Here is a 14,434-nt window from a genome sequence, read left to right on the forward strand (position 1 = left end):
GACGCGATGAGCGGCAGCATCCAGCAGACCGGGCAGGTGCGCAAGGCACCCGAGAACTTTCTCGATGCGCAGGGCGTGCGCGCCGTCTTCGCCGAAGCCGGCAAGGGGCGGCGCGACTTCATCCGCAACGCCTTCGCCGCGGCCGTGGCAGGCACGGCGGCCACGTCGTCCGCGCTCGCACAAACGCGCACCGCGGTGGGCGACGGCGATCCCGCCATATTGAACCTGCCCGCGCACAGCACGGGCCTCGGCCAGCCGGTGGTCACCGACGGCTACGGCAAGCCTTCCAAATACGAAGCCAACGTGCAGCGCCGCCAGAGCCCGGGGCTCACGCCGACCGCGCAGGCCTCGGTGTCGTTCGCGCCGCTGCAGTCGCTGTTCGGCATCGTCACGCCCAGCGGCCTGCACTTCGAGCGGCACCACCAGGGCTGGTGGGACATCGATCCCTCGAAGCACCGCCTGATGGTCAACGGCATGGTGAAGACGCCGAAGGTCTTCACGCTCGACGAGCTGATGCGCCTGCCCTCGGTGTCGCGCTTTCACTTCATCGAATGCGGCGCCAACACCGGCATGGAGTGGGGCAACGTCGCCGTGCCCACGGCCCAGTACACGCACGGCATGCTGTCGTGCAGCGAGTTCACCGGCGTGCCGCTGATCACACTGCTCGAGATGGCGGGCGCCGACCTGAAGGGCGAGCGCTTCGTGCTCGCCGAAGGCGCCGACGGTTCGTCGATGACACGCACCATTCCCATGAGCCTCATCCGCTCAGGCGAGGTGCTCGTGGCCTACGGCCAGAACGGCGAGATGCTGCGGCCCGAGCAGGGCTACCCGCTGCGGCTCGTGGTGCCGGGCGTGCAGGGCGTGAGCTGGGTCAAGTACCTGCGCCGCATCGAACTCGGCGACCAGCCCTACGGCGCCAAGGACGAGACCGTGCACTACGTCGACCTCATGCCCGACGGCCAGCACCGCCAGTACACCAGCATCCAGGAATGCAAGAGCGTCGTGACCACGCCTTCGGGCGGGCAGATGCTGCTGGACAAGGGCTTCTACAACATCACCGGCCTCGCGTGGTCGGGGCGCGGCAAGGTGAAGCGCGTGGACGTGAGCGTGGACGGCGGGCGCAACTGGCGCACCGCGCGGCTCGAATCGCCCGTGCTCTCGAAGTGCCTCACGCGCTTCAACATCGACTGGGTGTGGGACGGCACGCCCGCCATCATCCAGAGCCGCGCCATCGACGACACCGGCTACGTGCAGCCCAGCTACAAGCAGCTGCGCGCGGTGCGCGGCACGCGCTCGATCTATCACAACAACGCCATCCAGTCGTGGCAGGTGCAGGCGAATGGGGAGGTGGCGAATGTCCAGCTTTCCTAAGCGTGCGCTGCTGTTGCTGGTCTTCGCTGGCAGCGCAGCCGCATGGGCACAGCCCAAGGCGGCAGGCTACGCGGGCATCGGCCGCGACGCCACGCCCAAGGAAGTGGCCGCGTGGGACATCGACGTGCGTCCCGACTTCAAGGGCCTGCCGCCCGGCTCGGGCTCCGTCACGCGCGGGCAGGACCTGTGGGAAGGCAAGTGCGCCTCGTGCCACGGCGTGTTCGGCGAGTCGAACCAGGTGTTCAGCCCGATCGTCGGCGGTACCACGGCCGAGGACATCAAGAGCGGCCACGTCGCGCGCCTGAAAGACCCGGCGTTCCCGGGCCGCACCACGCTGATGAAGGTCACGAGCCTGTCGACCGTGTGGGACTACGTGTACCGCGCCATGCCGTGGAACCAGCCCAAGTCGCTGACGCCCGACGACGTGTACGCCGTCACCGCCTACATGCTGAACCTCGGCGGCATCGTGCCCGACGACTTCACGCTGTCCGACAAGAACATCCGCGAGGTGCAGGCCCGCATGCCCAACCGCAACGGCGGCACCACCGCGCACGCGATGTGGCCCGGCAGCGAGTTCGGCCGCGCGGCCAAGCCCGACGTGTCGGCCGTGGCCTGCATGCGCGACTGCGTGCCGGCGGCGTCGTCCGTCGCGCAACTGCCGCCGCATGCGCGCGGCAGCCACGGCAACCTCGCCGACCAGAATCGGCTGGTGGGCGCGCAGCGCGGCATCGCCACTGCGGCGCCGGCTGCTGCTGCCATGAAGACCAGCGCGCCGGCCGCGGCACCGAAAGTGCCCGTGGCGCTGCTCGAGAAGAACAGCTGCACCGCCTGCCACGGCATGACGCAAAAGCTCGTCGGCCCCGCCTTCTCGGACATCGCGAAGAAGTACCCCGGCCAGACCGACCACCTGCTGCAGAAGATCAAGGCGGGCAGCACCGGTGTCTGGGGGGCGATCCCGATGCCGCCGCAGACCCTCGGCGACGATGATGCCAAGGCCATCGCACGCTGGCTCGCCGACAGCGCCGGACCATGATTCGACAGGAGACAACCCCATGAAAAACCGCAGACAGATGCTCACGCAGTCCGCCGCCCTCGCAGGCCTGGCGGCCACCGCCGGCTGGCTCCCCGCCACCGCCCTCGCGTACTCCAAAGACGCCTTCGACGCCAAGAGCGTGGCCGATGCGCTCAAGGCCGTCGGTGTCACCGGCGCGCCCACCGAGAGCAAGGACGTCACCATCACCGGCCCCGACATCGCCGAGAACGGCGCCGTGGTGCCGCTCAGCGTGGCCACCGTCTTGCCCGGCGTGAAGCAGCTCATGCTGCTGGTCGAGAAGAACCCCAACGCCGTGGTCGCGATCTTCAACACCTCGGAGTTCGTCGAGTCGAACTTCACCACGCGCGCCAAGCTGGGCCAGTCGTCCGACGTGTACGCGATCGCGGTCATGAACGACGGCAAGGCGCTCTTCGCCAAGAAGGAAGTCAAGGTCACGCTCGGCGGCTGCGGCGGCTGAGTGACGGCTTCACACACAGAACACGACGAGAAGAAGGAGACCACCATGGCAGATCCCATGCGCATCCGCGCCCAGGCCGCGGGCGACAAGACGACCGTGCGCATCCTCATGGCGCACGAAATGGAAACCGGCCAGCGCAAGGACGCCGCCGGAAAGACCATCCCCGCCTGGTTCATCCAGGAGGTCACGGCCTCGCTCAACGGCAAGACCGTGCTCACGGCCGACTGGGGCCCGGCGGTGTCGAAGAACCCCTTCATGCAGTTCACGCTGAAGGGCGCGAAGGCCGGCGACAAGATCGCCGTGACCTGGAAGGACAACCGCGGCGACACCCGCACCGACGAAGCCACCGTCAGCTGACGCTTTCTTCGCCCACGCGTGCGCTCGCTCGCGTGTTGTGTTCCCCACGAGAAAAAAAGGCGGCCCCATGAGGACAACCACATGCCTGAGCCTGCTGGTGCTGGCCGGCAGCATCGCACTGCCCGCCGCGGCGCAGAAGACCACGGCCGAAGGCATCGCCGAGTACCGCGCGCTGCTGCAGGACGGCAACCCCGCCGAACTGTTCGAAGCCAAGGGCGAAGACCTCTGGAAACAGAAGCGCGGTCCCAAGGCCGCGTCGATGGAGAAGTGCGACCTCGGCAAGGGCCCGGGCGTGGTGAAGGGCGCGTTCGCCGAACTGCCGCGCTACTTCCCCGACACCGGCCGCGTGCAGGACATGGAGTCGCGCCTGCTCACCTGCATGGAAACCTTGCAGGGCTTCGACGCCGCCGCCATCGCCAAGACACCGTTCGGCCAGGGCGAGCAGAAGAACCTCGAGGGGCTGGTGGCGTGGATCTCGGCCGAATCGAAAGGCCTGCCGCTGAACCTGCCGCAGTCGCATGCGAGCGAACGCCGTGCGTACGAAGTGGGCAAGCGCCTGTTCTTCCTGCGCGCCGGCCCGCACGACTTTGCCTGCGCCACCTGCCACGGTGCCGACGGCAAGCGCATCCGCCTGCAGGACCTGCCCAACCTCACGAAGAACCCCGGCGCCGGTGAAGGCTTCGGCGCCTGGCCGGCGTACCGCGTGTCGTCGGGCGAGCTGTGGGGCATGCAGCGCCGGCTCAACGACTGCTTCCGCCAGCAGCGCTTTCCGTACCCGGGCTACGCCAGCGACGTGACCGTGGCACTGGCCGTGTACATGGGCGTCAACGGCAAGGGCGGCAAGACCACCGCGCCCGCCATCAAGCGCTGAAGGAGCCACGCCCATGAAATCAGATCACTTCTTCGGCCTGGCCGCCGTGGCCTGCGCGCTCACCGTGTTCGGTTGCGCGTCCGTCGACAGTGCCGCCGAGCTCGACAAGCTCACCGCCGACGCGCTGCAGCGTTCCTTCCGGGACCAGGGCATCGCCAAGGTCGACCGCCTCGTGCAAGACCCCGCCAACCTCGCGTGCAGCGAGGCCGAGGCCAGCGGCAAGCCGCTGGACGAGCAGCGCACCAAGGAGATCGAGGCCGCCAACATGAAGACCGTGCGCTGGCCGTCCGACGGCAAGTTCGTCGGCGACTGGCGCGAGGGCGAGAAGATCGCGCAGAACGGCCGCGGCCTCACCTGGACCGACGCCGCGAATGCCGCCAACGGCGGCAATTGCTACAACTGCCACCAGATGTCGAAGGAAGAAATCTCCTTCGGCACGCTCGGCCCGAGCCTGTACCACTACGGCAAGCTGCGCGGCGTGAGCGACCCGGCCAGCGCCGCGTCCAAGCCCATCGTCGAATACACCTGGGGCAAGCTGTGGAACGCGCGCGCCTACAACGCCTGCTCGAACATGCCGCGCGTCGGCCATTCCGGCATCCTCGACGAGAAGCAGATCCGCGACGTGATGGGCTTGCTGCTCGACCCCCAGTCTCCCGTCAACCGCTGAACGCCCGGCTTCCTTTTTCATGAACCTTTCCAAGCGCGAGTTCGTCCAGATGCTCGGTGCCGGCGCTGTCGCCGGGCTGGGCCTGGGCCGCCACGGCAGCAGCATGGCCGCCGGCCTCGACGGCATGTACACCGTGCCGGCCTTCGGCAACGTGTCGATGCTGCACATGACCGACTGCCACGCGCAGCTCAAGCCGCTGTACTTCCGCGAACCGGGCGTCAACATCGGCGTGGGGAACATGCGCGGCAAGGTGCCGCACCTCGTGGGCGAGCATCTGCTGAAAGCCGCCGGCGTGAAGCCCGGCACGCGCATGGCGCATGCGCTCACCTACCTCGACTTCGACAAGGCCGCGCAGCGCTACGGCAAGGTCGGCGGCTTCGCGCACCTGGCCACGCTGGTCAAGCAGCTCAAGGCCAGCCGCCCCGGCGCGCTGCTGCTCGACGGCGGCGACACCTGGCAGGGCTCGGCCACCTCGCTGTGGACCGATGCGCAGGACATGGTCGACGCCTGCAAGCTGCTCGGCGTCGACGTGATGACCGGGCACTGGGAGTTCACCTACGGCATGGCGCGGGTGCAGCAGATCATCGAGAAGGACTTTGCGGGCAAGGTCGAGTTCGTCGCGCAGAACGTCAAGACCGCCGACTTCGGCGACCCGGTGTTCAAGCCCTACGTGATGCGCGAGATCAACGGCGTGCCCTGCGCCATCGTCGGCCAGGCCTTTCCGTACACGCCCATCGCCAACCCGCGCTACATGGTGGCCGACTGGACCTTCGGCATCCAGGACGACAACCTGCAGCGCGTGGTGAACGAGGCGCGCGCCAAGGGCGCGCAGGTGGTGGTGGTGCTGTCGCACAACGGCATGGACGTCGACCTCAAGATGGCCAGCCGCGTCACCGGCATCGACGCCATCCTGGGCGGCCACACGCACGACGGCACGCCCATGCCCATGCTCGTGAGCAACGCGGGCGGCAAGACCATCGTGGTCAACGGCGGCTCCAACGGCAAGTTCCTCGGCGTGATCGACTTCGACGTCAAGGGCAAGAAGGTGAGCGACTTCCGCTACCGCCTGCTGCCCGTGTTCTCCGACCTGATTCCGGCCGACAAGGAGATGGATGCGCTCATCACCCGCGTGCGCGCGCCCTACGAAGCCAAGCTGGCGGAAACCCTGGCCCACACCGACGGCGCGCTGTACCGGCGCGGCAACTTCAACGGCACCGGCGACCAGCTGTTGCTCGACGCGCTCATGGAGGTGCAGGACGCGCCCATCGCCTTCTCGCCCGGCTTCCGCTGGGGCACCTCGCTGCTGCCCGGCCAGGCGATCACGCGCGAGTGGCTGATGGACATGACGGCCACCACGTACTCGTACGCGACGGTGACGCAGATGACCGGCGAGACGCTCAAGACCGTGCTCGAAGACGTCTGCGACAACCTCTTCAACCCCGACCCCTACTACCAGCAGGGCGGCGACATGGTGCGCGTGGGCGGGCTGCAATACACCTGCGACCCGACCGCCGCCATGGGCCAGCGCATCCAGGACATGCGCCTGGGCGGCAAGCCCATCGACGCCAGCCGCAGCTACAAGGTCGCGGGCTGGGCGCCCGTGAGCGAAGAGGCGCGCACTGCCGGCAACAAGCCGGTGTGGGAGGTCATCGAGCCGTGGCTGAAGTCGCGCAAGGTCGTGACCACGCGCCGGCTCGACGAACCCGTGCTGAAGAACATCGCGCCGAACCCCGGACTGGGCTGAATGGGGCCCCGCACGCGCGGGGGCGCTCCCTAGAATCGGGGCATGTCCATCGCGCAGCTTTCCCTTCTCACCACGCTCGCGCTCGTGGCGGCCTTCGTGCTGTCGGCGGTGTTCGGCGCCGTCGCGCGCGCCACGCGCTTTTGCACCATGGGCGCGATCAGCGACGTGGTGGCGCTCGGCGACTGGACCCGCGTGAAGCAGTGGGCCGCGGCCGGCGGCGTGGCGCTCATCGGCTTCTCGGCGCTCGTGTCCGCGGGGCTCGTCGATGCCGACCGCACGCTCTACGCCTCGCACCAGATCCTCTGGTTCGCCGCGCTGGTCGGCGGGCTGCTGTTCGGCGTGGGCATGGTGCTGTCCTCGGGCTGCGGCAACAAGACGCTGGTGCGCCTGGGCGGCGGCAACCTCAAGGCGCTGGTGGTGCTGGTGCTCATGGGCGTGTCGGCCTTCGCCACGCTGAAGGGCATCACCGCGGTGCTGCGCGTTGCGACCGTCGATGCGGTGCACATCGACCTGGCGATGAATGCCTCGCTGCCCGATGTTCTGGCTGCATCTCTCCAGTGGAAGACGTCTTCGCTTCGCCTCGCGCTCGGCCTCGTGCTCGGCGGCGCGCTGCTCGTGTGGGCCGCATGGGGCCGCGAGACGCGCGACGTGCGCAGCCTTGTCGGCGGCATGCTGATCGGCGCGCTGGTCGTCGGCGCGTGGTGGCTCAGCGGCCACTGGGCGGTGGTCGAGGAGCATCCGCTCACGCTCGAGCACGTGTTCCTCGCCACCAACTCCGGCCGCGCCGAAGCGTTGAGCTTCGTCACGCCGGTGGCCTACGCGCTCGACTGGCTCATGTTCTACAGCGATGCCAACAAGCGCCTCACGCTGGGCATCGTGTCGGTGGCCGGCGTGGTGGCCGGTGCCGCGCTGCATGCGCTGTGGTCGCGCGAATTCCGCTGGGAAGGCTTCGCCGGCACCGGCGACCTCGCGCACCACGCGACGGGTGCGGTGCTCATGGGCATCGGCGGCGTCACGGCCATGGGCTGCACCATCGGGCAGGGCCTGAGTGCGTTGTCGACGCTGAGCATCGCGAGCCTGCCGGCCATCGCGGGCATCGTCATCGGTGCGGTGGTAAGCCTGAAGTACCAAGCTTGGCAGCTCGAACGCACGCTCTGATTTCCAGCGCTGTGCGTTGAAGCGAATCCTCACAATTTAGTTCGGCGCGCGGGGCGTTTTTCGCGCGTTCGCGACGATCGGACGCGGTGGTGCTGGCTATCATTTTCCGCACCTGATGCCGCTGCGAACGATGGCCTTCATCGACGGGCGCGGCACCGAACAACCACAACCGAGGGAGAGCGCCATGACTGCGCACAACAACCGATCGGCGCGCACGCGCCTGTTTGCCTTGAGCCTTTGCTTCTGTGCCGTGCTCGCGGCCTGCAAGGAAGACAACAAGCCGACGCCGGCGGCAGCCTCGCCATCGCCGTCCGCATCGGGCAAGACCCAGCCCGCCAAGGACCCGGCCCGCGTGCAGGCCGCGGCCCGCACCACCTACAGCCAGGGCTACAACCGGCTCATCGACGACAACCGCAGCGTGGGTGCCAAGTACAAGAGCTACGTGCAGATGAACGTGAACGGCAAGTCGCCGAGCGGGAACTCGTTCTATGGCAGCCCTTCCGATGTGCAGTCCATCGTGGACGACCTGAAGAAGGCCCGCGCCGACGGCTCGGGCGACGCGGCGCTCGACGCGGCCGTCGACGGCGTGGTGGCCACGGGCGAGAAGCTCGTCGCCGTCTGGACGCCGATGGACCCGTACTACCGGTCCAAGAGCTTTCTCGAAGACAAGTGGGTCAAGGGCCGCGCGGCCGACGCCGACATGAACGCCGGCTTCAAGGGCCTGCTGGCCAGCATCGACAAGCTGGGCAGCGAGCTGGACCGCGTGCAGGAGGCGTCGCGCACCGAACGCATGGCCAAGCTCAAGGCCGAGGGCGACATGCTCAACTACCACACGCTGGCGTCGATGGCGGTGGCCAAGAAGTTCGTCAACGGCCTCGACCAGATCGACGGCCTGAAGAACAAGGACGCCGTCGCCAAGGTCGATGCGGCGGCCAGCGAATTGCAGGCCTCGCTGGAAGAACTCTCCAAGGCGCTGGAAGAAGCCAAGGCCGCAGCCAAGGCCAAGGGGGAAGCAGGCAAGGCGCCCAACTACAACTACGAGTCGCTGCACGGCAGCCTGCTGAACATGATCGGCCAATGGCGCACGTTCAAGGACAGCAAGTTCCCGTCGACGTACAAGAACATCGTGAGCTACTACAACTCCGCCGTGGGTTCGTACAACCGCGGCTTCGGCCGCTGACCCGGGCCATGGGCACCGCGCGGGTTCTTTCGCGCGGCGGCGTCGCGGCCCTTGCGGTCGCGGCGCTTCTCGTTGCGACGGGGTTGGCGGGATGCGGCAGTGCCCGCGAGACGCAGCAGATTCCCGTCACCGCGTTCCGCAACTACGGCGCGTCGCCGCTGCAGCACACCTTCTACATCGGCTCCGACGCGCGCTTCCACCGCTTCCAATGGTCCAACGGCAAGCAGGGCGGCACCTGGCTGATCGCGCGCGCCGAGATGGACATCGTCAACGAGAAATCAATCGACGACCCGCGCGCCGCCAGTGCCGGTTACTTCGTCAGCCGGCGTGACGACGGGCGGTGGATGGCGCACTGAGCCTGTCGCTCGCCCGGAATCATCGGGGCATCACGTCCATGACCACCGGGTAGTAGATGTCATAGACAGGGCCTCCGTCCGGGGTGTAGCGGAACTGAACCTGTGCGCTGTAGCGTCCGGGCACCAGGCATGCGCTCGACCCGATCGGCAGATAGCATGCGCGTTCATCCCCCAACCAACTTCGCCCCCGCATGACCCTCTCGACGAGAAACCTGAAGGCGCTTCCAGACATTCCGACGTCGAAGCGACTGACCCAGTCTCTTGCAATGCTCGATGCCATGCTCTCGCCGGAGTGGGAGTACCGGTACTACGCGTTCAACGCCGCGTGGTCGGATGAGGCGGCGATGGCATCGATGCGCAATGGTTCGGGCGATCATTGGTTTGCCATCTTCTGCCAGGCCGGCGCCGCGCTCCACGGGCTTGCGCACGAGGCTCCGGCATTTCGGCCGGGGACGCCATGGCCCGGAATCTTCGAACGGCTGCCGGCGGAGTTCCGCGCCAACCTGCTGGAAGAGCCGGCGTTCACAACCAGCGACAGCACCTTCTGTCTCTGGCGCCTGAGCAATGAAGAACGCTGGGCTTGCGGACCGGTCGAGCTTCCGCCGGGTGAGGATCCGGATGGCTCCGCCGAGCTGCTTGGCATCCTCGCCGGCCGGCCCGAGCAGTACGTCGAATTCGCGGCTGACTACTACGAACGCGACCTCGACCTGGGCGATGTCGAGGCGATCTATCGGCACCAACCGCTCAGCGATGCGCTCGTCCGGCGATTCAATCCCGACCTCGACATGGCGTCGCTCGGAAATGACATCGCCGAGATCGGGTATCCCCGGCAGGTGGACTGACAGGGCCGCGCCATCGGCAACAGCCTCGGCTGTTTGAATGGCCCCGGCTCCCTTGCTGGAACTCGCCGAGGCATTCGACGCGACGCATCAGGCGGGCCTCACCCTCTGCGTTGCCGGCGTTTTTACGCTTTCTTTACGCCCCCCCACTCACTCTTTCCCCCGGTTTTACGCACGCCTGCCGAGACTCCTTTCATCTTGTTTGCAGGAGTGATGAATGGACATCGTCTGGATGGGCGCCTTGCTGGCGCTGTGGGTCGTGGTGGCGGCCATGGTCGTCGGGCTGAACCGACTCGAAGGACCGCAAAAGCCGCACGCGGGCGTTGAGACAACACGCACGCCGGGGGATGCATCGTGATCGGCCTCGAAGTCCTGTACGGCTTCGGCGCGCTGGTCGCCGTGGTCCTGTTTGCGTACCTGGTGTTCGCGCTGATCTGCGCCGAGGAGTTCTGACATGGAAACCTCGGCCTGGGTCTTGCTGGCCCTTTTTCTCGGCGCGCTGCTCGTGCTGTCCTGGCCGCTGGGCAAGCTGCTGGCCGCGCTGTGCGCCGAGCGCGTGCCGCGTTGGATGCAGCGCGTCGAAGCGCCGCTGTACCGGCTCGCGGGCACGCAGCCCGAACAGTCGATGCACTGGCTGCGCTACGCACTGGCGCTGCTGGCGTTCAACGCCATCGGCGCGATCTTTCTCTATGCCCTGCAACGCCTGCAGGGCGGGTTGCCGTTCAATCCGGCCGGCATGGGCGCGGTGTCGCCCGACTCGGCCTTCAACACGGCGGTGAGCTTCGTCGCCAACACCAACTGGCAGGGCTACGCCGGCGAGTCGACCATGAGCTACCTCACGCAGATGCTCGGCCTGGCGGTGCAGAACTTCCTGTCCGCCGCCACCGGCATCGCGGTCGCCTTCGCGCTGGTGCGCGGCTTTGCGCGCCGCGGCGACGGCAAGGGCCTGGTCGGCAACTTCTGGGCCGACGTGACGCGCGTCACGCTGTGGGTGCTGCTGCCGATCTCGTTCGTGCTCGCGCTGTGCCTCGCGGGGCAGGGCGTGATCCAGAACTTCGACGCCTACAAGAGCGTGCAGACGCTCGAGGCCACGGCCTTCCAGCAGCCCAAGAACGGTCCCGACGGCCAGCCGCTGAAGGACGACAAGGGCGCCCCCGTGATGGAAGACGCCACCACCCAAACGCAGACGCTCGCCATGGGCCCGGTCGCTTCGCAAGAGGCGATCAAGATGCTCGGCACCAACGGCGGTGGCTTCTTCAACGCCAACTCGGCGCACCCCTACGAGAACCCGACCGCGTTCAGCAACCTGCTGGAGATGCTGGCGATCTTCCTGATCCCGGCGGCGCTGTGCTTCGCCTTCGGCCGCGTGGTCGGCGACCTGCGCCAGGGCTGGGCCGTGCTCGCGGCGATGACGGTGCTGTTCGTGGTGGCCGTGTTGGCCGTCACGCCCGCCGAGCAGGCCGGCAACCCGCTGCTGGGTCCGCTGGGCGTGGACCAGGTGGCCAGCGCGCTGCAAAGCGGCGGCAACATGGAAGGCAAGGAAGTGCGCTTCGGCATCGACGCCTCGGCCCTCTTTGCCGCCGTGACCACCGCCGCCTCGTGCGGCGCGGTGAACGCCATGCACGACTCGCTCACGCCCATCGGCGGCATGGTCCCCATGGTGCTGATGCAGTTGGGCGAGGTCGTCTTCGGCGGCGTCGGCAGCGGCCTGTACGGCATGCTGGTGTTCGCCATGCTCGCGGTGTTCATCGCGGGCCTGATGATCGGTCGCACGCCCGAGTACCTCGGCAAGAAGATCGAGGTGCGCGAGATGAAGCTGATCTCCATCGCCATCCTGGTCACGCCCGTGTTGGTGCTGGCGGGCACGGCGCTGGCGGTGAGTGCCGGCGCGGGCAAGGTCGGCATTGCCAACCCCGGCGCGCACGGCTTCTCGGAAGTGCTGTATGCGCTGACCTCGGCCGCCAACAACAACGGCAGTGCCTTCGCGGGCCTGTCGGCCAACACACCGTTCTACAACGGCCTGCTCGGCCTGGCGATGTGGCTCGGGCGCTTCGCGATGATCGTGCCGGTGCTCGCCATTGCCGGCGCGCTGGCCGCCAAGAAGCGCCTGCCCGTCACCAGCGGCACGCTGCCCACGCACGGCCCGCTGTTCGTCTTCCTGTTGATCGGCACCGTGCTGCTGGTCGGCCTGCTCAACTACGTGCCGGCACTGGCCCTCGGCCCGATCGTCGAACACCTCGTGCTCTGGAAATAAGAAGGAGCGCACCATGACTGCCAAAACCAAAACTTCCCTCTCGCTGTTCGACGCGGCGCTGGTCAAGCCCGCGCTGTGGGGCGCCTTCGCCAAGCTGAACCCGCGCACCCAGTGGCGCAACCCGGTGATGTTCATCGTCTACATCGGGAGCATCCTCACGACGCTGCTCTGGGTGCATGCGCTGAGCTTCCCGGGCGACACCGGCATGCAGCCCGCCTTCGTGCTGGCCGTGACCGTGTGGCTGTGGTTCACCGTGCTGTTCGCCAACTTCGCCGAGGCGCTGGCCGAAGGCCGCAGCAAGGCGCAGGCGGCGTCGCTGCGCGGCCTGCGCAAGGACACCTGGGCCAAGAAGCTGAAGGACCAGCAACAGCCGCACCATGGCGCGGCGTGGCTGCCCGAGCAGGCGCCCAACCTGCGCAAGGGCGATGTCGTGCTGGTCGAAGCCGGCGACGTGATCCCGCTCGACGGCGAAGTGATCGAAGGCGTGGCCTCGGTCGACGAAAGCGCCATCACCGGCGAATCGGCGCCCGTGGTGCGCGAATCGGGCGGCGACTTCTCGGCCGTCACCGGCGGCACGCGCGTGCTGTCCGACTGGCTGGTGGTGCGCATCTCGGTGAACCCCGGCGAGTCGTTCCTGGACCGCATGATCGGCATGGTCGAGGCGGCCAAGCGCCACAAGACGCCGAACGAGATCGCGCTGACCATCCTGCTGGTGGCGCTCACCATCGTGTTCCTCATGGTCACCGTCACGCTGCTGCCGTTCTCGGTGTTCAGCGTCGAGGCCGCGGGCGCGGGCACCGTGGTGTCGCTCACCGCGCTGGTCGCGCTGCTCGTGTGCCTGATCCCGACCACCATCGGCGGCCTGCTCTCGGCCGTGGGCGTGGCCGGCATGAGCCGCATGATGCAGGCCAACGTGATCGCCACCTCGGGCCGCGCGGTCGAAGCCGCCGGCGACGTCGACGTGCTGCTGCTGGACAAGACCGGCACCATCACGCACGGCAACCGCCAGGCCAGCGCCTTCCTGCCCGCGCCCGGCGTGCCCAAGGGCCGCCTCGCGCGCGCCGCCATGCTCGCCTCGCTGGCCGACGAGACGCCCGAAGGCCGCAGCATCGTCGAGCTGGCGCGCCGCGACGGCCTCGAAGCGGCATCGGTCGAAGGCGCGCGCTTCGTGCCCTTCACCGCGCAGACCCGCATGAGCGGCGTCGACCTGCCGGCCGCGCCGAACAGCCTGGACGTCGACGCCATCGTGCTGCGCAAGGGCGCGGTCGACGCGGTGCGCCGCCATGTCGAATCGCTGGGCGGCAGCGTGCCGGCCGAGATGCTGCGCGCCGCCGAAGAAACGGCACGCCGCGGCAGCACGCCGCTGGCCGTGGCCGAAGGCAACCGCGTGCTCGGCGTGGTCGAGCTCAAGGACATCGTCAAGACCGGCATCCGCGACCGCTTTGCCGAGCTGCGCCGCATGGGCATCAAGACCGTGATGATCACCGGCGACAACAAGCTCACGGCCGCCGCCATTGCGGCCGAGGCCGGCGTGGACGACTTCCTGGCCGAGGCCACGCCCGAGGACAAGCTCGCACTCATCCGCAAGTACCAGGCCGAAGGCCGCCTGGTCGCGATGACCGGCGACGGCACCAACGACGCCCCCGCGCTCGCGCAGGCCGACGTGGCCGTGGCCATGGGCAGCGGCACGCAGGCCGCGAAGGAGGCCGGCAACATGGTCGACCTCGACTCCAACCCGACCAAGCTGCTCGAGGTGGTGGAAACCGGCAAGGCGCTGCTCATGACGCGCGGCTCGCTCACCACCTTCTCGATCGCGAACGACGTGGCGAAGTACTTCGCGATCATTCCGGCGATCTTCGTGTCGACCTACCCGCAGCTCGGTGCGCTCAACGTGATGCGCCTGGCCAGCCCGTCGTCGGCCATTTTGTCGGCGGTGATCTTCAACGCGCTCGTCATCGTGTTCCTGATTCCGCTGGCGCTCAAGGGCGTGCGCTACCGGCCCGTGGGCGCCGCTGCGCTGCTGCGCCGCAACCTCGCCATCTACGGCCTGGGCGGTTTGCTCGTTCCCTTCATCGGCATCAAGTTGATCGACTGGCTGCTGGTTGCAGTCCATCTGGTCTGAGGAG

15 protein-coding genes are annotated in these 14,434 nt (G+C 68.0%); all 15 read left to right on the forward strand.

Translation table 11 applies throughout. The features are described from left to right. Nucleotides 1-6 precede the first annotated feature (6 nt). The 15 genes from soxC to kdpB all read left to right on the forward strand — a co-directional run bounded on the left by soxC (nt 7) and on the right by kdpB (nt 14,430). Nucleotides 7-1,371 carry a sulfite dehydrogenase gene (gene soxC, locus AC07XP_RS14975; RefSeq protein ID WP_062473851.1) on the forward strand — a complete coding sequence of 455 codons (1,365 nt, stop codon included), beginning with the start codon at nt 7-9 and terminating at the stop codon, nt 1,369-1,371. Further along, nucleotides 1,355-2,404 carry a c-type cytochrome gene (locus AC07XP_RS14980; RefSeq protein ID WP_495265123.1) on the forward strand — a complete coding sequence of 350 codons (1,050 nt, stop codon included), beginning with the start codon at nt 1,355-1,357 and terminating at the stop codon, nt 2,402-2,404. The genes soxC and AC07XP_RS14980 overlap by 17 nt, the downstream gene beginning before the upstream one ends. Nucleotides 2,405-2,423: 19 nt before the next feature. Then, nucleotides 2,424-2,882 (forward strand): thiosulfate oxidation carrier protein SoxY, encoded by a 459-nt coding sequence (gene soxY / locus AC07XP_RS14985; RefSeq protein ID WP_495265124.1) that lies wholly within the window; start codon nt 2,424-2,426, stop codon nt 2,880-2,882. A 45-nt stretch (nt 2,883-2,927) separates the two neighbouring features. After that, nucleotides 2,928-3,239, forward strand: coding sequence for a thiosulfate oxidation carrier complex protein SoxZ (gene soxZ / locus AC07XP_RS14990; RefSeq protein WP_172438442.1), 312 nt, complete (start codon nt 2,928-2,930; stop codon nt 3,237-3,239). Nucleotides 3,240-3,306: 67 nt separating this feature from the next. Next, a complete protein-coding gene (soxA, locus tag AC07XP_RS14995; protein WP_062473848.1) occupies nt 3,307-4,110 on the forward strand; it encodes a sulfur oxidation c-type cytochrome SoxA in 804 nt (267 codons plus the stop codon). 13 nt (nt 4,111-4,123) lie between these two features. After that, nucleotides 4,124-4,777, forward strand: coding sequence for a sulfur oxidation c-type cytochrome SoxX (gene soxX / locus AC07XP_RS15000; RefSeq protein WP_495265125.1), 654 nt, complete (start codon nt 4,124-4,126; stop codon nt 4,775-4,777). 19 nt (nt 4,778-4,796) lie between these two features. Further along, nucleotides 4,797-6,521: a thiosulfohydrolase SoxB gene (soxB, locus tag AC07XP_RS15005; protein WP_495265126.1), complete on the forward strand. Its 1,725-nt coding sequence runs from the start codon at nt 4,797-4,799 to the stop codon at nt 6,519-6,521. Nucleotides 6,522-6,563: 42 nt separating this feature from the next. After that, on the forward strand, nt 6,564-7,679 hold the full coding sequence (locus AC07XP_RS15010; RefSeq protein WP_495265127.1) for a YeeE/YedE family protein: 1,116 nt from the start codon (nt 6,564-6,566) through the stop codon (nt 7,677-7,679). A gap of 184 nt (nt 7,680-7,863) precedes the next feature. After that, a complete protein-coding gene (locus tag AC07XP_RS15015; RefSeq protein WP_495265128.1) occupies nt 7,864-8,859 on the forward strand; it encodes a DUF3829 domain-containing protein in 996 nt (331 codons plus the stop codon). Nucleotides 8,860-8,867: 8 nt separating this feature from the next. Beyond that, nucleotides 8,868-9,215: a hypothetical protein gene (locus AC07XP_RS15020; RefSeq protein WP_495265129.1), complete on the forward strand. Its 348-nt coding sequence runs from the start codon at nt 8,868-8,870 to the stop codon at nt 9,213-9,215. Nucleotides 9,216-9,406: 191 nt separating this feature from the next. After that, nucleotides 9,407-10,057: a hypothetical protein gene (locus AC07XP_RS15025; protein WP_495265130.1), complete on the forward strand. Its 651-nt coding sequence runs from the start codon at nt 9,407-9,409 to the stop codon at nt 10,055-10,057. A 214-nt stretch (nt 10,058-10,271) separates the two neighbouring features. Next, complete coding sequence (locus AC07XP_RS15030; RefSeq protein WP_169805043.1) at nt 10,272-10,412, forward strand: hypothetical protein; 141 nt, start codon at nt 10,272-10,274, stop codon at nt 10,410-10,412. After that, nucleotides 10,409-10,507 (forward strand): K(+)-transporting ATPase subunit F, encoded by a 99-nt coding sequence (kdpF, locus tag AC07XP_RS15035; RefSeq protein WP_056576794.1) that lies wholly within the window; start codon nt 10,409-10,411, stop codon nt 10,505-10,507. The genes AC07XP_RS15030 and kdpF overlap by 4 nt, the downstream gene beginning before the upstream one ends. A gap of 1 nt (nt 10,508) precedes the next feature. Beyond that, nucleotides 10,509-12,308: a potassium-transporting ATPase subunit KdpA gene (gene kdpA, locus AC07XP_RS15040; protein WP_495265131.1), complete on the forward strand. Its 1,800-nt coding sequence runs from the start codon at nt 10,509-10,511 to the stop codon at nt 12,306-12,308. Nucleotides 12,309-12,321: 13 nt separating this feature from the next. After that, on the forward strand, nt 12,322-14,430 hold the full coding sequence (gene kdpB, locus AC07XP_RS15045; RefSeq protein ID WP_495265132.1) for a potassium-transporting ATPase subunit KdpB: 2,109 nt from the start codon (nt 12,322-12,324) through the stop codon (nt 14,428-14,430). Nucleotides 14,431-14,434: the final 4 nt, after the last annotated feature.

Source organism: Variovorax sp. GW531-E2, from assembly GCF_059423125.1.